This window comes from Sphingomonas sp. Leaf198, from assembly GCF_001424005.1.
GTDB lineage: Bacteria > Pseudomonadota > Alphaproteobacteria > Sphingomonadales > Sphingomonadaceae > Sphingomonas.
The window spans coordinates 1,480,806-1,500,261 of sequence record NZ_LMPX01000001.1 but is presented as its reverse complement, the minus strand read 5'-3'; the positions used below and the strand labels follow the sequence as shown (position 1 = coordinate 1,500,261).

Genomic DNA, 19,456 nt, shown 5'->3' with positions numbered 1-19,456 from the left:
TGTGCGAGATGCCACGCTATTCGGTCCTGGCCTCGCCACCGGTAAGCTCGGGCAGTGTGTCTTCGATCCAGTCGGCCAGCGCCTGTACGAGGAGGGCGGCCTGCTTGCCTTGCTCGGTCAGCGCATAGTCGACGCGGGGCGGTACGACCGGGAAGCTTTGGCGGCGGACGAGCCCGTCGCCTTCCAACTGCTTCAATGTCTGCGAGAGCATGCGTTCGCTGACGCCGGCGACCCTGCGGCGCAGGTCGCTGAACCGAAGCGTGCCCGGTAGCAGCGCAATCAACGCCAGTGTGCCCCAACTGCTCGTCACGTGCCGCAGGATTGCGCGCGAGGGACACCGGGGCGCGAACACGTCGCCGCGTTCCATGCGATCGGCGAGGCGCGTGGACGGTGCGGTGGTCATTTCCAAAACTAACCTTTTTGTGCGTACTTCTCTTTCGTAAGTTAGGCGCTTACCTCGCCTCCATCAACAGCGTGAAAGTGGAGAACATCATGTACGCAGTCACGGGAGCTTCCGGCCAGCTTGGCCGCCTGGTCATCGACGCCCTTCTCCGGACGGCCAGGCCATCCGACATCGTCGCGCTCGTGCGCAATCCCGCCAAGCTGAGCGACCTTGCCGCGCGCGGCGTCGTCGTGCGGGCCTTCGATTACGATGCGCCGGATACGCTCGAGCCCTCACTCGCCGGGGTCGAGCGCCTGCTGCTGATCTCCTCGAGCGACGTCGGTTCGCGCGAGGCGCAGCACAAGGCCGTGATCTCCGCCGCCAAGACGGCGGGTGTCGGCTACATCGCGTACACCAGCATCCTCCATGCCGACGCCAATCCGATGAACCTGGCGGTCGAGCACCGCGCGACCGAGGCCGCGATCAAGGCAAGCGGCCTGCCGCACGCGATCCTTCGCAACGGCTGGTATACCGAGAATTACGTCCTGTCCGCCGCGCCTGCGATCGAGCATGGTGTGCTGGTCGGTAGTGCAGGCGACGGGCGGATTTCCAGCGCGAGCCGCGAAGACTATGCCGACGCTGCGGCGGCGGTGCTGATCGATGGTTCCGGCGAGATCCGGGTCTTCGAGCTCGCCGGGGACGATGCGTTCACGATTGCCGAGTTCGCCGCTGCGATCGGCGAGGTCGCGGGACGCCCGGTCGTCTACCAGAATCTACCGCAGGACGACTATCGCCGAATCCTCGAAGGTGCCGGCCTCCCGGCACCGATCGCCGACATGCTCGCAGAAAGCGATGCAAAGGCGGCGATCGGCTCATTGTTCGACGACGGCCGGGCGCTCAGCGCGCTGATCGGTCGTCCGACGACGCTATGGCGCACGACGCTGGCCGACGCATTGAAGGGCAAGCAAGGCTGACGCTCGTGGCTTAAGTGCGCGAGCCAGGATCGTCCTTGGTCGCCACGCGTGCGGGAATGCCGACAACGGTCGTTCCCGCCGCGACATCCCGGGTGACGACGCTGCCGGCACCGACGATCGCATCGTCACCGATCGTTACGCCGGGCAGGATCAGCGCGCCGGCGCCGACCCACACGTTGCGGCCGATCTCGACCGGGCGACCGAACTCCAGCATCTTGGCCCTAATTCCTGGATCGCGGGGGTGGTCCGCCGTCAGGATCTGGACACCCGGTCCGATCTGCGTCCCCGCACCGATCCGGACCGATACGACATCCAGGACGATGCAGCCGAAATTCAGGAAGACGCCGTTTTCGAGGTGGATGTTGTAGCCATAATCGCAGTGGAACGGCGATCGCACGGTGGCGCCGTTGCCGACGTGACCTAGCGCTTCGGCGAGCATCGCATGCCGCTCGGACGCAGCCGCAGCGGACGCGGCGTTGTAGCGCGCAAGCCAGGCAGAGGCTGCCGCCGCGTCGCCCACAAGCTCGGGATCGTCCGCGGTGTACAGGTCGCCGCGTAACATCTTCTGTTTTTCGGTCGCCATGCTCAGCTCAGATCGTGAAGGTCTTTGCCGAGCGGGGCGGTAATCCGGAGATCGGAGAACCGGATCTTCAGGCCGCTGCGTTCGGGCGTGCAGGCCATCGGACCGACCTGGTACGACGCGGCGATCGGGAACGGCGCGAGGCGGACCAGCGGCCAGGTCTTGCCGTCCGCCGATACCTGAAGCCGCAGCACGCCCTTGGCGACGGTCGCGCGCATCCAGAAATCCCGCGCCGGATGCTCGTAAGGCCCGGTCGCCCAATCGGACTTGCCGTCGGTCAACACGCTGCTCAGCATCGCGCGTCCGTCGGACAGTTCGATCCCGGCCTTGACCCAACGGCGCTCGTCGACCCGCACCATGATCCCGGCCTGATCGTAGAGTTTTTCATACTGGCCGCGGATGCGGACCTGTGCGGTGAAGGCGTCGGGTGCGGTGAAACCGAGGAAGTGGCCGCTGTCGCGCGTGAAGCCGTAATGCGTTTCCCGCCAGAAGTCGGTTCCCTGGTCGGTGGCGATCGACAGATCGCCATTCGGATCGACCGTCCAGCTCTTCGGTTCGTTCAACCACCGCCCGTCGGATCTTCCGAATATCGATTTACCGCTCGCCGCTGCGATCGGCGTTGCCACAACCGCGGGGATCGCCAAGGATGCCACTCCGCCAAGAACCGTCCGTCGCGATATATCAGGGGTCTTCACAAGCACTGCCTTTCGCTACAATGCGCCGATGTGTACAGATGTACATAATTGCTGGAAAGGCAAAAATTGACTGTGGAACCTCGTCGGCGGAATGATCCGGAGCGCAGACAGCGGATCGTCGACGCGACACTGATCGTCATCGAACGCCACGGCGTGGCCGGGACCACGCATCGCCGGATCGCCGAGGCCGCCGCGGTGCCGCTGGGCTCGGTCACCTATTATTTCGCATCGCTCGAAGACCTGCTGACGACCGCGTTCCTGCAACTGGCGACGACCTCGTCCGGCGCGTTCAAGGCGAGACTGGACGCGGCTGCCACGCGCGCCGAGGCGATCGAGAGCGTCATCGACATCATTGCCGGATCGGTCTGGGCGGATTCGCGCACGCTGTTGCTGAGCTACGAACTATACGCCTACGCGGCCCGTCATCCCGAGGTGACGGTGGTCATGCAGCAATGGATGGACAATAGTCGCGCCGCGCTGGGGCGGTTCTTCGATCCGGTCACGGCGCGGGCCTTAGATGCGCTCGTCGAGGGGATCGGCATCCACAATTCGATCGACTCCGTGCCGCTCGACCGGGATGCGATCCGTATGATCGTCGACAGAATTACCAAGATCGCATGACTCAAAAGAGATTTGCAGCTGAGTACATTTGATGACCAATCGCTACGGAGCGCTCCGCTTCTGCCCTGAACTAGCAAGCCTGCCGTCTGGCATCGTTTAGCTGCGGCTCATCTGACGAACCGGCCGATCCATGCTCGCGTGCTGGCGTCTGCCGCCCTCAGTCGCAGATCCTGCCGCATGTTGTTGCTCCATCGTGTGGAGACGTCGCGATCGGCGTGCCCATAGCCAGGCTCGACACCGATTGATTCACAAGAACATTGCAAGAACATGGATTCGATGCAATTGTCAGACCGACGATTCGTAGGACGCGAGAATGACCGATCACGATGACGACCAGCAGGAGCCGAGGCCGGCGTTCGGCCAATGGCTTGTGACGCAGAAGGACCGCAACGACCTTGTCGGTCAGCTTGCGATCGGAGCGGTTGCCGACCGGCGTTTTCCGCGCAACGGCGATCCCGAAGCGGTACGGAAGCATCTCAGCGCCATGCAGGCTGAGGGCGACATGTTCGCCGCGGTCGACGACGCCGAATCGGATTGGTTGTCGGCATGATGCAGGACGCGTGGGAGCAGGCATTTGCGCTGATGGCCGATCATGGGCAACTCGGTGCCTGCGCGCTCGTAGCGTCTGGTATGCAGAAGACGCCGCCAGGGCGACCGGAGCAATACCGACAATGGGAGGTGCTAGCGGACTGCCTGAATGCTGTGGCCGATGCCAGCCGGACGACGCATTGATCCGGCGGACAGTTCGCTGATCGTCCTCGCTGCAGCGACGTCGTTCTCCTGCACGGTACCGCGTACACGACAGCGACGGGTCCCTATGGTGCTCGAACGGCGTCAGGGTTGGATCGCGGGTCCTAGCGACGGTATCGCATCGGGAATACCGATTAGACGCCTGCGTCACCTTATATTGCTGCGCCTGTGACCTATGTCGCGGCGACTTATGGAAAACGTCCGACCTCTCATCCTCGCGATCGGCGATAGTCTCATTGCGGGATACGGACTGGCAGTCGCGGACAGCTTTCCGGCGCAACTGCAGTCGTCGCTGCGGTATCGATATCCCGGCGTGTCCGTGATCAACTCCGGCGTATCAGGCGATACGACCGCTGACGTTCTACGGCGCCTGCCACGGCTGCTGTCCAGCCTCGACCGGCGGCCGGCTCTGGCCATCGTCCAGGTAGGGCCGAACGACGTCCTGCGGCAGGTGCCCGTAGCACGTACCCGCGCGCAACTCGCGAATATCCTGCTGAGCCTGAGCGATTGCGGCATTCCCGTGGTCCTTACGACCGTCGAGCCGCCGGCGTTCATACGCGACCGCGCCGCTGCGTACCTCGGCATCCATGCGGAGGTGGCTGCCGAACACGGCGCGACCGTCTGGCCGTTCTTCCCGCCGGGTGTGCTGGGGCGCTCCGACATGGTGCTGGCAGATAGGGTGCATCCGAACGCGAAGGCGATCGCTGCGGTCGTGGCCGCGATGCTGCCGGTAGTGGAGCGAATGGTGTAGCACCGCGCGTTCGAGCGTAACTGCGGGCTGTTGGGATCATGTCGGAATATGAAGACTAAAGTCGTGCCAGCGGAGCCGAAGTGGTTGAAGGCAGCTAGAGCGAAGTTGGGCACCGAAGAGGCCGCCGGTTCGGCGAATAGCGTCACCATTCTCGGCTGGGCGAAGCGGCTCGGCACGAAAGTGCTGGGCATGGTCTACAACGCCGACAGCGTTCCGTGGTGCGGCGTGTTCGTCGCCTATTGCCTTCAGGAAGACGGGATCGAGCCGGTAGCAATCGCGGTTCGCGCGACGTCGTGGTCGACATGGGGGCAGGCGCTTCGTCCGGAACGGCTCGCACCCGGCGCGGTGCTGGTTTTCGCGCGCGCGGGTGGTGGTCACGTCGGATTCTATGTCGGCGAGGATGCCGCTGCATATCATGTCCTTGGCGGCAATCAGGGCGATGCCGTCACTATCGCGAGGGTCGCAAAGGATCGGTGCATCGCGCGGCGGTGGCCACCAGGCCATCCGGTCATTGGCAAGCCGGTGCAGATGGCCGCGCGCAAGCCGATCTCGAGCGACGAAGCCTGACCGCCCGATGCTATTCTCGGTTACCGGGGCGGTAACCTTCAATGTCTGGAACGATCGTCTGCCGACACCGCTTTTAGGAGCATCTGCAACCGAGCCATCGACAGGAAGCACCATGAGCACGAACCTCATATCCGCCGTATTCGATAATCACGCCGACGCCGAGCGCGCGGTCTCGGAGCTTCGTGCTGCCGGGGTCGACGACCGCGCCATTTCCATCGTCGCTCAGCACGATGGCAAGACCGCGACGACCGATGGCAATGGCGATACGCAGGAGTTCGCCGGTAAGGTTGCCGCCGGCGCGGGCATCGGGACCCTGCTCGGCATTGCGGCACTTGCCATTCCCGGGGTCGGACCCCTGGTCGCCGCTGGTGCGATCGCATCGGCGGCGATTCCCGGTGCCGCGATCACTGGCGCGGCGCTCGGTGGGGCTATCGGGGGGCTAGAGAAGGTGATGACCGACCACGGCGTCAGCCGCGTCGATGCGAGCTACTACGAAGGGTGCATCAAAGAGGGCGGCGTGTTCGTGTCGGTCGATACCAGCGCTGCCGGGATTACCCCGACCGATGCGGCCGACCTGTTGCATCGCGCCGGCGGTCATACCTCCACGCGCACTAAAGCGGCCACAGCGTAAGAACAAGCCGGGGGCCGGAGGGGCGTCCACGGACGGGGCTGGCCTGGCAAGCTTGTCCCGTCCGCAGTCTCGGCGAGCGAGGCGCACGCCCGCGCGGCACGCACCTCGGTCGCCCTGCTAAGTCAGGTCAACGTTCCGCCAAGGAAGTCCCGGATATAGCTGGCGATCATGTCATGGTGCGTTTCCAGCGCGAAATGGCCGGCATCGAGCAAGTGTATCTCTGCCTTGGGCAGATCCTGCTGATAGGCTTGCGCACCGGCGGGGATAAAAGCGGGATCGTGTCTGCCCCACACCGCTAGCAGCGGGGGCTGATGCTTGCGGAAATACGCGTGGAAGGCGGGGTACAGAGCGACGTTGCTGCGGTAATCCAGGATCAGGTCGAGCTGGATGTCCGCAGCGCCCGTGCGCGCCATATAAGCGACGTCGAGTTCGTAGCCGTCCGGTGACAGCAGCGCGGGATCCGAGCCGGTGCCATATTGCCAATCGCGGATCGTGTCCGGCGTCAAGGATGCGCGGCAGGCCTCGCGGTGGGCGTCGTTCGGTTCGCGCCAATACGCTTGCCAGGCGCCCCACTGATCGCTGAACCCGTCTTCATAGGCGTTGCCGTTCTGGCTGATGATAGCGGTCACCCGCTCGGGATGCCGCATTGCCAGCCTGAGTCCGACGGGTGCCCCGTAGTCGAAGATGTACAGGGCGTAGCGGTCGAGGCCGAGCGCATCGACGAACTCCCCGAGCACCCGCGCGAGCGTGTCGAAGGTGTACGGGAATGCCCCTCGCGCCGGTGCCCTGGTCTGTCCGAATCCCGCCAGATCCGGCGCGATGACGCGATAGCGGTCCGCCAGCAACGGGATCAGATCGCGGAACATGTGGCTTGCAGAGGGAAATCCATGCAGCAGCAATAGCACCGGCGCGTCGGCGGGACCGGCTTCGCGGTAGAAGACGTCGACCTCGCCAACCTGTTTTCGACGATAGTGAATTTTGGACACGGGGGGTTCCTTTGATTGCGGCGGGGCAGCGGTGAGAAGGCTTGGATGCTCGCCAGCGCCGGTCCTGTCGCGAGCCATGAGAGAAGCGTCCGGCGGGGGTAGAGAGTCGGTCGATGGCGCATGCGGCCTCCTTGCCGACCTCATGTACGTCTTGCAGGGAGCGGCGGTTAGCCTTGCATAATGACAGGCTTGATTACAGGATCCGAAACGATGGATCGATTGGAAGCGATGGCGCTGTTCGTTGCCGCGGTGGATCGCGGGTCGCTCGCCGCGGCGGCCAAACGCTACGGGCGATCGCCGGCCAGCGTGACGCGCGCGGTCGCGTTGCTGGAGCGGGACGCCGGCGAGACGCTTCTGCTGCGCTCCACCCGCAAGCTGAGCCTGACCGCATCCGGCGAGCACCACGTGGCGGTATGGCGGGACGTGCTCGAGAAGCTCGAACACCTTGCGCCGATCGGCGCGGGCGCGCCGGTCCAGGGAAATATCGTGCTCACCGCGCCCGAATTATTTGGCCGCATCGCCGTCCTGCCGCTCCTCGAAAGCTTTCTCGACGATCATCCGCTGGTGTCGGCACGCGTTCTTCTGATGAACCGCTTGGTCAACCTTATCGGGGAAGGGGTCGATCTCGCCGTGCGGCTGGCGCCGCTGGGCGATTCTTCGCTGCGCGCGATCCGGATCGGCGCGGTCCGTACGCTGCTGTGCGCATCCCCGGAGTACCTGAACAAGGCAGCGCCTCTGGCGACCCCGGTCGATCTCGAGCAGCACGCGTGCATCGGCTTAGACGTCGCGGCCGAGGGCGAGCGCTGGACGTTCGCGAGCCCTACGCCCCCCGCGCGCAAGCGGCGATCGGTCCGGGTCCAGCCCCGGCTCAGCATCGGCAACGCAGCCGCCGCCATCGATGCCGCTTTGCGCGGCCACGGCGTGATTCAGGCTCGCTCCTATCAAATCGTCGACGCGATCGCGGACGGCCGCCTGATACGCCTGCTACCGGAATGGGAGGAGCCGCCCGTACCCGTGCATTTGGTATTCCCGGCCGGGCGCGCGTCTCATGGAAGCGTGCGGGCGCTGATCGACCATCTTGGCCCCGCCTTGCGACGCAATCTGGCAGACGTCGAGGCCTCTATGCGCGTGGAACCGACTATATCTTAATTACGGACGTACCGCATGGATGAACGGACGCCTGAATATGTCGATCCGAGAAACGAAACGTGAGTGTCGGGAAGCGGGTCATCTAGATGCCATGTTGCGCCACAAGAACCACGCCATCATCCCAAGCACGCCTGTAGCAATCAGCAGTATCGTCCATAGCAGTCCTTTCCGCATCGCGCTGGTGTCGCCAATCGGCGCCAGACGAACCGTGACACGGGTTAGCGCCGTCTTCGCGATCGCGAACTGCCCGTTCGGTGCCTGCGTCAGTACGCTGGCTAGCGGTAGATAGGCATCAGCTACCCCCGCTTGTCCGGCAGCAACGACGAAAGGCGGCGTACCGATCGCCAGGAAGGCGATCTCGCGGGGCGCGAAATGGAAGGTGACCATGGGCGCAGAGGTGAAGCCGGCGGAGCGCTGGGCGGCTTCGATCCGTACGGTCCGGTGTGCCCCGCCATCCAGCCCGATATCGTCCTGCGTTGCCGTCATGCCCTCGACCGACCGTGCCGCGGTGCTTTCGCCCAGGGCCAGCCACGGCTGCTCGCGATCGTCGCGGCTGAAGAGACGAATGGGCACGATGACGTCGCGGCCGGTGGGAACGATCCTGATCGCGGAGATCGCCGCCGCGAACGGAATACCGAACTCGATGGCATGAGCGTCGGTCAGCGGCGGTGCCGAGCCCTCGACCGAAGGGCCACCACCCGTCGTTTTGTCTCGCGTGATCAGCAGCGCGCGGTGGATCGTTACCGGCGAAAGCAACCGCGACGTACCGCGCCATACGATGCGGAGGTAGTCGCGGTGCAGCACGGCCTCGCCGAGCGGAACGACGACTGCGGCCTGACGGGCATTTGCGGTCCGATAGACCACTTTCTCGCCGATCGACCGCCAGGTCTTCAAGTCGTCGCTCGCCTCGACCGTGAGGGTGACCGGCTGTGCCGCGGGCATGTCGATTCCGACCGCGAGGCTGCGGGCTTCTCCCACGATGGCGCGGGTATCGAGCAGCACACCAAGCACGGTCGCGATCGTCGGCGCGTCACGCACCGTCCCCGTGACCTCCGCAACGCGCGCGCGGCCGTCGCCGTCGAGCCTGAGCGATACGCCCGTCACATCGAGCGCATCGGCGGCGCCCATGATCGGCAGCACCGGCAGCAGGGTGCGCCGCGTCGCCGGCGCGGCGGGTGCAAGACGTGCTATCGGCATCGCCCTGCCGGTCGCATCGAAGACGCGTAGGTCGGACAGGTCCGCCGTCTGCGCCACTGCAAGTATCTGCGGCGGGATCGCCAGTCGCTGCACCGGCGATCCCGCCGCGACAGTGATGGGGACGCGAACCGCGTACGAGGCGGCATCATCGGACGATCCGGTCGGAGCGGCGCCCGCCAGCGCGCATGCAGCCAGGGCGAGCCCTGCCAGCTTGCCGATCGTGGTCATGCGGATGTGTCCTCGCTGTCCGGCGCCGTCAAAGCTTGCGGCGGCAACGGCGCGAGATAGCCGACCATGAGCATCATCATCCCGACGACGATGAACGCGACGATGCGCGCGCCGCCACCCGCGTTGTTGAGATCGACCAGTAGCAGCTTGACCACGGTCAGCCCCAACAGCCCTGCGCCGACCAGCCACTGCACCCTTCGACCGCCACGATGAGCAGTTACCATAAGCGCCACCGCGAGCAGCGTCCAAAGGATCGCAAGGCCGGTCTGGACGACGAAGCTGTCGAGCAGCGCGTTGCCGTCCCATGCCACGCCCAGCAGGTGATGCGCGATCCGCAGCCACACCGTGTTGACCATGACGAAGGCTAGTCCTGCAAGTGCCGCCATCGCACCGCGTCTGCGCAGCACGCCGCCGCCGGGCGGCACCGGGTCGCTCGCGAGGATGGTCCGTCGCCATAGCTCCAGTCCGAGCAAGGACAGCCCGAGCGCCAGATCGACCGGATTGAGCAATGGAAAATAGGGCAGGGGAATCGCGTTGCCCGACGACAGCATCGCCGTCAGCAAGGAGCCGACGAACACCAACGCCGCGATCGGCGCTGCCGCATACCAGCCATAGTCGACGGCGTGGCGGTCGAGCGGCCAGTGCGTGGAGCCGAGGGTTCCCTTCATAGCGCGGGCGCCCCACAGTGTCAGCACGACCAAGACCGCTACGGTCGCGACCAGGAACGTGACCTCCGCCCAGGCGGTGTCCCATAGCGCCGCACGGTCGATGGCGAGCGACAGTCCGTCGGTCAGCATCGCGGTCAGCAGCCAGACGCCGCCGATATGGCTCGCGCGGAGCACGGCATCGCGCGGATCGATGCGGGGCGCGGCATCGTTTTGGTACAGCATCCACACATGCAGCCCGATCGCCCCGATCCAGATCGCCGCATCGGGCAAGTAGAGGACATGCCGCCCCGACCCGACGAGGTCGACGAACGCCAGTACAAGAGCGGCCAGCGTCGCATAGCTGGGCCAGCCTGCCACCGGCCAGCGCAGGTGTCGGCCAATCGTTTGCGCGCCCCACGCGCTCGCGACATAGGCCAACATCACCGCCAGCGGTTGTACGCCGGACGCCACGACCGGAACCGGTGACAGGCCTGCGACGGACGGGGGGACGCTGCGCCCAACCTCCAGCGTCCACGCCAGCCACCAGAACGCGAACCCGACCAAAAACGCGGGCGCGGCGAGGGCGACCTCCGCTACGGCATAGCTTTTCGCCAGACGAGACGCGCTGTGCGGCAGCGGCGCGCGTAGCCACCACGCGGTCGCAAGCGCGGCGAGCGCGATCAGCATGCCTCCGACAAAATTGGGATTGGCGAGGGGGACCGCCGACACTGTCGGATGCAGGTCACCGAGATACAGCAGCGCCGCCACCGCCTGCAACAGCAGGCCGAACAGCCGCGGCATCCAACGCGCCTGCCGCATGCCGACCCAGAACGCGCCCGCGCCCTCCAGCGCCCAGGCGGCCGAGGTCCAGCGTGCGCCCAGCGCCAGCGGCACGGCCAGCGTGACGAAGCCGATGCCTATCGCCAGCATCGTCTCGTTCATGACCCGGAAGCTGTCGTGCCGGTACAGCATCGTCCACATCGCGACCGCAAGGTACAGCGCCGCGAAGCCGAGCGCGGCGAACGCGCTGCCGAACGGCTGGTCGTGGACCAGTCCCACCTGCAACCCAAACCCCGCCAGCGCGGGCCCGAACATCAAGGTCGTGTCGACGACGTTGCCGAGCAGTCCCATGGTCGCACGGGCGTAACGCACCGCAGTCGCGACGTAGATCAGCACGGAGACGATGAGGAAGGCCTGCGCCGCGCCGTAATCGGATGTCTGGTAGCTGGTCATGCCCCACAGTGTTGCGGTGCCGAATGTCGCGAAGAAGCCGGTCAGGTTGAGTACGCGCCACGATTGCCGATGCGCGATGAACAGGATCGCGAGGTTCAGGATCGTGTAATAGGCGAACACGCCGACGACGCTGCCGCCACCGCCCGCCAGCAGCAGCGGCACCGCAAAGCCGCCCGCGAACGCCGTTGTCGCCAGCGCCTGCGAGCGTTGGAGCAGCGCGAGAGCGCAGCCAAGCGCGCAGACTACGATCATCAGCGCGAAGGCCGCAGCGATCGGGATGGTATCGAACAGCTTGGCGGCGGCAAACAGGGTAAGGTAGATCGTCGCGATGCCCGCGCCCTGCAACGCAAGGCCAAAGCCCGGCCGCGACGTCCGGGTCCTGAACCCGACGGCCAGCAGGCCGATGCCGATCGCCACGATCAGGACCAGTCGCAGCTCGATCGGGAACAGCCCGGCCGAGGCCGCATAGCTGGCGAGGAAAGACAGTCCGACGAACAGGATCACCAAGCCGATGCGGACGATGGTGTTGCCGCCGAGCAGCCAGTTTCTCGCATTGGCAAAGGCACTTGCCACCAGCGTCTCGACGAGGCCCGGCTCGGGCGGCGGAGCCGGTGTCGCTGGCGGCAGGACATTGCCAGAAGCAGCGGACGATGGCGTCGCGCGATCCGGCAGGATCGTCGGCCGGTTCGTGGACAGCGGTGTGACGACGCGCGCTGGGCTCGCGCCGCGCTCGAATGGCGGGGTCGTGTGGGCAGCAATGGCGGACGGCGATGGCGTTATTTCGCGGGCGAGCAACAGGTCGATCTGAGACTGCAACCCGGCGGTCGCGGCCGAGATCTGCGCGCGGATGTGGCGCGCCATGATCCATCCGGCGGCGCCGCCCACCATGCTGCCAAGGAGGAAACCGTATTCCTCGAAGTCGACCAGGCACCATCCGACCAGCGCGCCAAGTATAGCCATCCACAAGATCATCGATTTCGCTCCCGTGCGCGTCGGCGCTGATCGGGTCGATCATGCCGTACCCGCAACGATCGGTCGAGCGACGATCGACCGGTGATGGCGATACTGATGACTGAAGATGAAGAGGGCAGACAGTACCATGGAGACTGCTCGGCAAGAGGCGTCGACTCGAGAAGACGATGATCGAAACCTGCTGGTCGGCTAGCAACCCAACCTCGGTCGATCGACGATGGCATTGTTGCAGGGCGTGATCGTTTGCTCTCCGCCGAAAGGCGTCATTCACGTGGAGAACTGGGAACGATGGCTTCACCCCACTTTTTGACATGCCCTGCCGCGGGTTCGGTGACCGATGACTTTACACGAACTGGCCGCTTGAGCCGGGACTGATCAAAAGGGCCGTTCAAGCGTCCAGAGATAGCGAGTCACAGGCGCGCGGCTGCCACCGTCGCACGATTCCAACTGACCGGATCACATCGGAAAAAAGCTTGAATACGTATCGGAACGCCGCAGCCGCATTGCGACCTGCGTACTTTCCGAGGGTCACTTCGGGGGCCGTCGACGGATAGAACGGCCGGACCAGATGCCCCGCAGGATCGCGCCACGCTTCGCTGCGGCCGTCGGGGATCGTGACACTTTGGCGAGGACGCAACGATGGCAGGTGGCGAGCGCGGCACGACAGGCGGACGGCATGCCGTGATCCTGTGTCATCCCGATCCGTCGAGCTTCAACCATGCGATCGCGGGCGCCTATTGCGACGCGGTGCGCGCGGCGGGGCAGGGGGTCGTGTTGCGGGATCTGTACGCTATGGGGTTCGATCCGGTTCTGAAGGCGACAGAGCGGCCGACCAACGTCGCCGCGGTATATGAGGCGGACGTACTGGCCGAGGTCGACGCGATCGCCGGCTGCGACGTGTTCGTGCTGGTGTATCCGATCTGGTTCGGGACGCCGCCGGCGATGCTGAAGGGCTATGTCGAACGCGTGTTCGGCGCAGGCGTGCAGCCCGAGGCGTTGCAGGGGCGGGTGCGGACCGACCTGCTCGGCGGCAAGCGGCTGGTCAGCTTCTCGACCTCCGCGGCGAGCAAGGTCTGGCTCGACGAACAGGGGCAGGGGCAGGGGCTCAACAGCGTCTTCGACCAGTATCTGGTGCATGCGTTCGGGATGCGATCGCAGGAACATCGCCGGTTTGCGCACATCGTGCCGGGCCTCAGTGCGCGGTTCGCCGACCAGTATCTGCGCGAGGTCGCGGCGCAGGCGCAGCGGACTTGCGCGCAGATCGCGTTCGGCGACGAGGCGCTGCTGGCCGATCCCGCACTGGCCGCGCGGATGGCGCGTTGAGCTCTCCGCATCTTCTAGGACAGTCCATGACCCGTATGATGCACGCCGCCGTCGTCGAGGCGTTCGGCAAACCCCTGTCCTTGCGCGAATGGCCGGTACCGGTCGCAGGGCCCGGACAGATCGTCGTCAAGACCGAAGCATGCGGGGTGTGCCACACCGATCTGCACGCCGCGCACGGCGACTGGCCGGTCAAGCCCACACCCCCGTTCATTCCGGGGCATGAGGGGATCGGCATCGTCGTCGAGGTCGGCGCCGGGGTGACGATCGTGAAGCTTGGCGACCGGGTCGGTGTACCGTGGCTGTACTCCGCGTGCGGGCATTGCGAATATTGCCTGTCCGCCTGGGAGACGGTGTGCGCCGAGGCGGAGTTCGGTGGCTACACGCGCAATGGCGGGTTCGCGGAGTATATCCTCGCCGACCCGAACTACGTCGCGCATATTCCCGCCGGGCTGTCCGCGGTCGAGGCGGCGCCGATCATCTGTGCGGGCATCACGACCTACAAGGGCATCAAGCAAACTTCAGCGCGGCCGGGCGAGTGGATCGCGATCTCGGGTGTCGGTGGTCTGGGGCATCTGGCGGTGCAGTACGCCAAGGCGATGGGGTTGCGCGTTGCCGCGGTCGATGTCGACGAGGGCAAGCTGACGCATGCCAAGGCGCTGGGCGCGGAACTGTTGATCGACGCGCGCAAGCCCGACGCGATCGCGACGCTGAAGGACGGGACGGGAGGCGGCGCGCACGGCGTGCTGATCACCGCGCCGTCGCTGACCGCGTTCAATCAGGGCGTGGCGATGACGCGGCGCAAGGGGACGTGCGTGCTCGTCGGCCTGCCGCCGGGCGACTTTCCGATGCCGCTGTTCGACGTGGTGGCGCAGTGCATCACGGTGCGCGGCTCGTTTGTCGGGACGCGCAAGGACATGGCGGAGGCGCTCGCCTTTGCCGCGGATGGCAAGGTGAAGGCCGATATCGAAGTGCAGCCCTTGTCGGCGATCAACGACATCTTCGACCGGCTCCAGCACGGGCAGGTCGCGTCGCGCGTCGTCCTCGATTTCGGGAGCTGAACATGGCCGATACTGCAACGCTGGCACCTGCGAAGACGCACCCGCTGTCCCACGACATGCTGCGCCGGATGGACGCCTATTGGCGGGCCGCGAATTACCTGTCGGTCGGGCAGATCTACCTGCGGGACAATGCGTTGCTCGATCGGCCGCTGACGATCGCCGACGTCAAGCCGCGGCTGCTCGGGCATTGGGGGACGACGCCCGGGCTGAACTTCCTGTACGTCCATCTCAACCGGCTGATCGTCGAGCATGACCTCGACATGATCAACATCATCGGGCCGGGGCATGGTGGGCCTGGGCTGGTGGCCAACACCTATCTGGAGGGCTCGTACACCGAACGCTATCCCGCGATCGAGCGGAGCCGGTCGGGCATGCACCGGCTGTTCCGGCAATTCTCCTGGCCGGGCGGCATCCCGAGCCATGTCGCACCCGAGACGCCGGGATCGATGCACGAAGGCGGCGAGCTCGGGTACTCGCTCGCGCATGCTTACGGCGCGGCGTTCGACAATCCCGACCTGATCGTCGCGTGCGTGGTCGGGGACGGCGAGGCGGAGACCGGCGCGCTGGCGGCGAGCTGGCATTCGAACAAGTTCCTCAACCCCGCGCGCGACGGCGCGGTGCTGCCGATCCTGCATCTCAACGGCTTCAAGATCGCCAATCCGACGATCCTCGCGCGGATCGATGGGCATGAGCTCGATGCGCTGCTGCGCGGCTATGGGCATGAACCCTATTATGTCGGGGGCAGCGACCCGGCGGCGGTCCACCAACAGCTTGCCGCGGCGCTCGACAAGGCGTTGGCGCGGATCCAGGCGATCCAGGCGGCGGCGCGTGTCGAGGGCGTGAAGCCCGAGCGACCGCGCTGGCCGATGATCGTGTTCCGTACGCCGAAGGGCTGGACCGGGCCGAAGTTCGTCGACGGCAAGCCGGTCGAGGGTACGTGGCGCGCGCATCAGGTGCCGATCGCGGACTTCAAGGATCCGGAGCATCTGCGCCAGCTCGAGGCGTGGATGCGGAGCTACCGGCCCGAAGAGCTGTTCGACGAGACGGGCAAGTTCCTCGAGGAGTATGCCTCGCTCGCACCCACCGGGCACCGGCGGATGGGATCGAACCCGCATGCCAATGGCGGCGAGCTGATGGTGCCGTTGTCGCTGCCCGATTTTCGTGAGTACGCGGTGGCGGTGGACGTGCCGGGCAAGGTCAAGGCCGAGGCCACGCGCGTACTCGGCCGGTATCTGCGCGACGTGATGAAGCTCAATCTGGCGACGATGAACTTCCGGCTGTTCGGGCCGGACGAGACCGCGTCGAACCGGCTTGCCGACGTGTACGATGTGTCGGGCAAGGTGTGGATGGCGGAGATCGAGGCGGTCGACGAGCATCTGGGGCCCGACGGTCGGGTGATGGAGGTGTTGAGCGAGCATCTGTGCCAGGGCTGGCTCGAGGGGTATCTGCTGACCGGGCGGCACGGGTTGTTTTCGTGTTACGAGGCGTTCGTCCACATCGTCGATTCGATGGTCAACCAGCATGCCAAGTGGCTGAAGGTGACGCGCGGCATCCCGTGGCGGCGACCGATCGCGTCGCTCAATTACCTGCTGACGTCGCATGTCTGGCGGCAGGATCACAACGGGCTGTCGCACCAGGATCCGGGGTTCATCGATCACGTCGCGAACAAGACCGCAGACGTCGCGCGGATCTATCTGCCGCCCGACGCGAACTGCCTGTTGTCGGTCGGCGATCACTGCATGCGCAGTCGCGGCTATGTGAACGTGATCGTCGCGGGGAAGCAGCCAGAGTGGCAATGGCTCGGGATCGACGCGGCGGTGCGGCACTGCACCGCGGGCGCGGGGATCTGGGACTGGGCGGGCGACGATGCGGACCCGGACGTGGTGATGGCGTGTGCGGGCGACGTGCCGACGCTGGAGACGCTGGCGGCGGTGACGATGCTGCGCGCCTACGTGCCCGACATTCGCATCCGGGTGGTCAACGTGATCGACCTGATGGTGCTGCAACCGCGCTCCGAACATTCGCACGGGCTCGACGAGCGCGAGTTCGACGCGATGTTCACGGCGGACAAGCCGGTGATCTTCGCGTTCCACGGCTATCCGGCGATGATCCACAAGCTGACCTATCGGCGCGCGAACCACGGCAATATCCATGTGCGTGGGTACAAGGAGATGGGGACGACGACGACGCCGTTCGACATGGTCGTGCTGAACGATCTCGACCGGTATCGGCTGGCGCTCGACGCGATCGAGCGCGTGCCTCGGCTTCGCGACTGCGTGCCGCGCGAGACGGCGCGCTACTGGACGACGATGGAGCGGCACAAGCTCTACATCGCCGAGCAGGGCGACGATCTGCCGGAGGTGCGTGACTGGCAATGGGCACGGTAGAGGGGGGCGCGGTAGTTCTCGCGCTCAACAGCGGGTCGTCATCGCTCAAATACGGGCTGTACGCGGTCGATCCGGAGCCCGTCCTGCTCGTCGGCGGGACGATCGAGACGCCTGACAATGATGGCGACGATCACGCGCGCTTCTTCGATACGATCGAGACCGCGTTGACGGGGTGGCCGACGCTGACGGTGATCGGTCACCGGATCGTCCACGGTGGCCCGCACCGCGACGCGCATTGCCGGATCGACGATGCGGTGTTGGCGGATCTGGAGGCGGCATGTGCGTTCGCGCCGCTGCACGGCCCTGCCTCGCTGGCGCTGATCCGGGCCGCAGAGGCTCGCTATCCGCGCGTGCCGCAGATCGCGTGCTTCGATACCGCGTTCCATGCGGACATGCCCGACATCGCCCGGACGCTGCCGATCCCGCACGAGTACCAGGCGACCGGCGTGCGGCGCTACGGCTTCCACGGCCTGTCCTGCGAGTCGATCGTACGGCAACTCGGCGGCGATATGCCCGCACGGTTGGTGATCGCGCATCTCGGCAACGGCGCGAGCGTGACTGCCGTGCGCGATGGGCGATCGATCGATACCAGCATGGGGCTGACCCCGTCGGGCGGCGTGATGATGGCGACGCGGACGGGCGATATCGATCCCGGCGTGTTGCTGTACCTGCTGCGAGAAACCGAGCTGGACGCCAAGACGCTGGCGACGCTGGTCGATCATGCTTCCGGGATGACGGGTATCTCGGGGCTGTCCGGCGACATGCGCGTCCTGCGCGCTGCGGCGACCGAAGACGCCGACCTCGCCGTCCGGATGTTCGAGCGGTCGGTGGGCAAGCAGATCGCAGCGATGATCGCCTCGCTCGGCGGCGCCGACATGCTCGTGCTGACGGGGGGCATCGGTGAGAACGACAGACTCACCGGCCGCGCCGTTCGCGACGGCTTGGCCTGGATGCCGGGGCTCGAAATCCGTATACTACCCTCGCAGGAAGACGCGCAAATCGCGCTGCACGCCGCCGCACTCGCCTGACGACCTTGCCGAGGTACGTGCTTTCCGAGTCCCGACGCCGCCGTCCACGCTCGCTACCGTCCGGATACGGATCGGCTCATCGACACCCGCATCGTGCGGCAGCGGGGGCGACCGGCGGGGAGTTCGTGATGAACGCTATCCACACCGAGATACTCTATTTCCAGCGCCGCCTCGACGCCACGCGGGCGATGGCCGATGCCGCCGCAGGGCCGTGCGCGCGCCGGGCTCATGAACTGCTCGCACGACTCTATGACGAGACGCTGGAAGCGCTTTCCGTCCAGGCCGCCGGCTTGATAGCCGAACCCGTGCCGACGTTGGCGGCGCGGAGTATCGGCGCCGCGCCGCGCCTCCGGCCGATCGCGAACCGTCCGCGCCTGACGCTCAAGCTCGCCTGCTAGCCCGCATTCCCGCTGCTATGGTGCGCAGCGAAGTGTGGCGAGCAGCAGCCGCAGCGCTGGCGAACGCCGGGAAGCATGGTTTAAGGCTGGGGAGGTCGGCTTTGGACCACCACGGGGGCATCGCTCGACAGGATTGCTGTGGAGCCCTGCGCCTGCGTCAGGCGATCGGCTCAATGATCGGCAGTTCGCCGGTCAGTTGTGGTCGTCGAAGCCGGCAACGATCGAATGGCTAAATTCATGGCGTAATCCACGGTAATTGGGCGTTGCCAAACCGTAGGATCGGGATGTGGCGGCCCAGAATCGGGAACTATCTAGCGCGCCACAGCGATCAATGTGGGCGTGGGAAGGGCGCTCGAATGGCGCTCGCGGATCGAACACGCTTTTGCCCTCCCGCGAAGGCGGTAGCCCAGTCTGGGCCTACGCCTCGCGGGGAAACAGGCTGTCCTCACGCGACCGTCACCCCTCCGCGTTCCAGCCGGACCAGCCGCGGTCGATCGACGCGGCGATCGCGGTTAGCAGCGGTGCGTCGCCAGCGGTGCGGTCGAGGATGCGGTCGCCGTGGCGTTCGGCGGCGTGGACCAGCGCGGGGGGCGGGGCGGTGCCGTCGAGCAGGATCGCCTTGCCGCGCCAGCCCGACGCGCGCATCGCCTGGAGCGTGGCCATGCCGGTGCCCTCCGTGCCTTCGACATCGACGACGATGCAGGGCACGTCGCGCGATCGGGGGTCGGCGAGCAGCGCCGCGCCGGTCGCATAGGAGCGGACGTCGTAATGCTCGGAGAGCAGCATGATCTGGCGCGCGCGGCGGATCGCGGGGTTGCCGTCGACCAGCGAAACGCCGATGCCGTCATGCGATTGGGGAGCGTGGTCGGTCATCGGGCGGGTCCTTCTCGACCCTCGAT

At 66.0% G+C, this 19,456-nt stretch carries 19 protein-coding genes; 12 read left to right on the top strand and 7 right to left on the bottom strand.

The genetic code is table 11. The features are described 5' to 3' along the window. Positions 1-16 precede the first annotated feature (16 nt). On the bottom strand, positions 17-403 hold the full coding sequence (locus ASG20_RS06590; protein WP_056050017.1) for a winged helix-turn-helix transcriptional regulator: 387 nt from the start codon (positions 401-403) through the stop codon (positions 17-19). 89 nt (positions 404-492) lie between these two features. On the opposite strand from ASG20_RS06590, the gene ASG20_RS06585 reads away from it, so the two are divergent. Further along, positions 493-1,356: an SDR family oxidoreductase gene (locus ASG20_RS06585; RefSeq protein ID WP_056050015.1), complete on the top strand. Its 864-nt coding sequence runs from the start codon at positions 493-495 to the stop codon at positions 1,354-1,356. A gap of 10 nt (positions 1,357-1,366) precedes the next feature. Here the strand turns inward: ASG20_RS06585 and ASG20_RS06580 are convergent, their stop codons facing one another. Next, positions 1,367-1,939: a sugar O-acetyltransferase gene (locus ASG20_RS06580; RefSeq protein WP_056050013.1), complete on the bottom strand. Its 573-nt coding sequence runs from the start codon at positions 1,937-1,939 to the stop codon at positions 1,367-1,369. A gap of 2 nt (positions 1,940-1,941) precedes the next feature. Continuing rightward, positions 1,942-2,499, bottom strand: a complete 558-nt coding sequence (locus ASG20_RS06575; protein ID WP_201780687.1) for a DUF1349 domain-containing protein — start codon at positions 2,497-2,499, stop codon at positions 1,942-1,944. A 204-nt stretch (positions 2,500-2,703) separates the two neighbouring features. On the opposite strand from ASG20_RS06575, the gene ASG20_RS06570 reads away from it, so the two are divergent. The 5 genes from ASG20_RS06570 to ASG20_RS06545 all read left to right on the top strand — a co-directional run bounded on the left by ASG20_RS06570 (position 2,704) and on the right by ASG20_RS06545 (position 5,951). Further along, positions 2,704-3,252, top strand: a complete 549-nt coding sequence (locus ASG20_RS06570; protein WP_056050009.1) for a TetR/AcrR family transcriptional regulator — start codon at positions 2,704-2,706, stop codon at positions 3,250-3,252. Between the two features lie 313 nt (positions 3,253-3,565). Continuing rightward, positions 3,566-3,802 carry a YozE family protein gene (locus tag ASG20_RS06565; protein ID WP_056050007.1) on the top strand — a complete coding sequence of 79 codons (237 nt, stop codon included), beginning with the start codon at positions 3,566-3,568 and terminating at the stop codon, positions 3,800-3,802. Between the two features lie 390 nt (positions 3,803-4,192). After that, positions 4,193-4,753 carry a GDSL-type esterase/lipase family protein gene (locus ASG20_RS06555; protein WP_056050003.1) on the top strand — a complete coding sequence of 187 codons (561 nt, stop codon included), beginning with the start codon at positions 4,193-4,195 and terminating at the stop codon, positions 4,751-4,753. Between the two features lie 48 nt (positions 4,754-4,801). Next, positions 4,802-5,320, top strand: a complete 519-nt coding sequence (locus tag ASG20_RS06550) for a TIGR02594 family protein (RefSeq protein ID WP_082470768.1) — start codon at positions 4,802-4,804, stop codon at positions 5,318-5,320. Between the two features lie 112 nt (positions 5,321-5,432). Further along, complete coding sequence (locus ASG20_RS06545) at positions 5,433-5,951, top strand: general stress protein (RefSeq protein ID WP_056049998.1); 519 nt, start codon at positions 5,433-5,435, stop codon at positions 5,949-5,951. A 122-nt stretch (positions 5,952-6,073) separates the two neighbouring features. Here ASG20_RS06545 and ASG20_RS06540 read toward each other — a convergent pair whose 3' ends face one another. After that, the gene (locus ASG20_RS06540; protein ID WP_156364055.1) at positions 6,074-7,015 is read right to left on the bottom strand and encodes an alpha/beta fold hydrolase; all 942 of its coding nucleotides are present in this window, start codon (positions 7,013-7,015) and stop codon (positions 6,074-6,076) included. 132 nt (positions 7,016-7,147) lie between these two features. On the opposite strand from ASG20_RS06540, the gene ASG20_RS06535 reads away from it, so the two are divergent. Further along, on the top strand, positions 7,148-8,086 hold the full coding sequence (locus ASG20_RS06535; protein ID WP_056049993.1) for a LysR family transcriptional regulator: 939 nt from the start codon (positions 7,148-7,150) through the stop codon (positions 8,084-8,086). A 78-nt stretch (positions 8,087-8,164) separates the two neighbouring features. Here the strand turns inward: ASG20_RS06535 and ASG20_RS06530 are convergent, their stop codons facing one another. Both ASG20_RS06530 and ASG20_RS06525 read right to left on the bottom strand, forming a co-directional pair. Continuing rightward, entirely contained in the window at positions 8,165-9,511 is a 1,347-nt protein-coding gene (locus ASG20_RS06530) for a DUF3999 family protein (RefSeq protein ID WP_056049990.1), read from the bottom strand. Further along, entirely contained in the window at positions 9,508-12,363 is a 2,856-nt protein-coding gene (locus ASG20_RS06525) for a DUF2339 domain-containing protein (RefSeq protein ID WP_056049988.1), read from the bottom strand. Before ASG20_RS06525 ends, ASG20_RS06530 begins: the two co-directional genes overlap by 4 nt. A 639-nt stretch (positions 12,364-13,002) precedes the next feature. On the opposite strand from ASG20_RS06525, the gene ASG20_RS06520 reads away from it, so the two are divergent. The 5 genes from ASG20_RS06520 to ASG20_RS06500 all read left to right on the top strand — a co-directional run bounded on the left by ASG20_RS06520 (position 13,003) and on the right by ASG20_RS06500 (position 18,557). After that, positions 13,003-13,686 (top strand): NAD(P)H-dependent oxidoreductase, encoded by a 684-nt coding sequence (locus tag ASG20_RS06520; protein WP_082470765.1) that lies wholly within the window; start codon positions 13,003-13,005, stop codon positions 13,684-13,686. A gap of 26 nt (positions 13,687-13,712) precedes the next feature. Further along, the gene (gene adhP, locus ASG20_RS06515; RefSeq protein ID WP_056049985.1) at positions 13,713-14,744 is read left to right on the top strand and encodes an alcohol dehydrogenase AdhP; all 1,032 of its coding nucleotides are present in this window, start codon (positions 13,713-13,715) and stop codon (positions 14,742-14,744) included. A 2-nt stretch (positions 14,745-14,746) separates the two neighbouring features. Beyond that, a complete protein-coding gene (locus tag ASG20_RS06510; protein WP_056049982.1) occupies positions 14,747-17,131 on the top strand; it encodes a phosphoketolase family protein in 2,385 nt (794 codons plus the stop codon). Beyond that, positions 17,119-18,159: an acetate/propionate family kinase gene (locus ASG20_RS06505; RefSeq protein ID WP_056049978.1), complete on the top strand. Its 1,041-nt coding sequence runs from the start codon at positions 17,119-17,121 to the stop codon at positions 18,157-18,159. Before ASG20_RS06510 ends, ASG20_RS06505 begins: the two co-directional genes overlap by 13 nt. Positions 18,160-18,287: 128 nt before the next feature. Then, on the top strand, positions 18,288-18,557 hold the full coding sequence (locus ASG20_RS06500) for a hypothetical protein (RefSeq protein WP_056049975.1): 270 nt from the start codon (positions 18,288-18,290) through the stop codon (positions 18,555-18,557). 456 nt (positions 18,558-19,013) lie between these two features. On the opposite strand, the gene ASG20_RS06495 is transcribed toward ASG20_RS06500, so the two are convergent. Beyond that, positions 19,014-19,430, bottom strand: coding sequence for a response regulator (locus ASG20_RS06495; RefSeq protein ID WP_056049972.1), 417 nt, complete (start codon positions 19,428-19,430; stop codon positions 19,014-19,016). Positions 19,431-19,456: the final 26 nt, after the last annotated feature.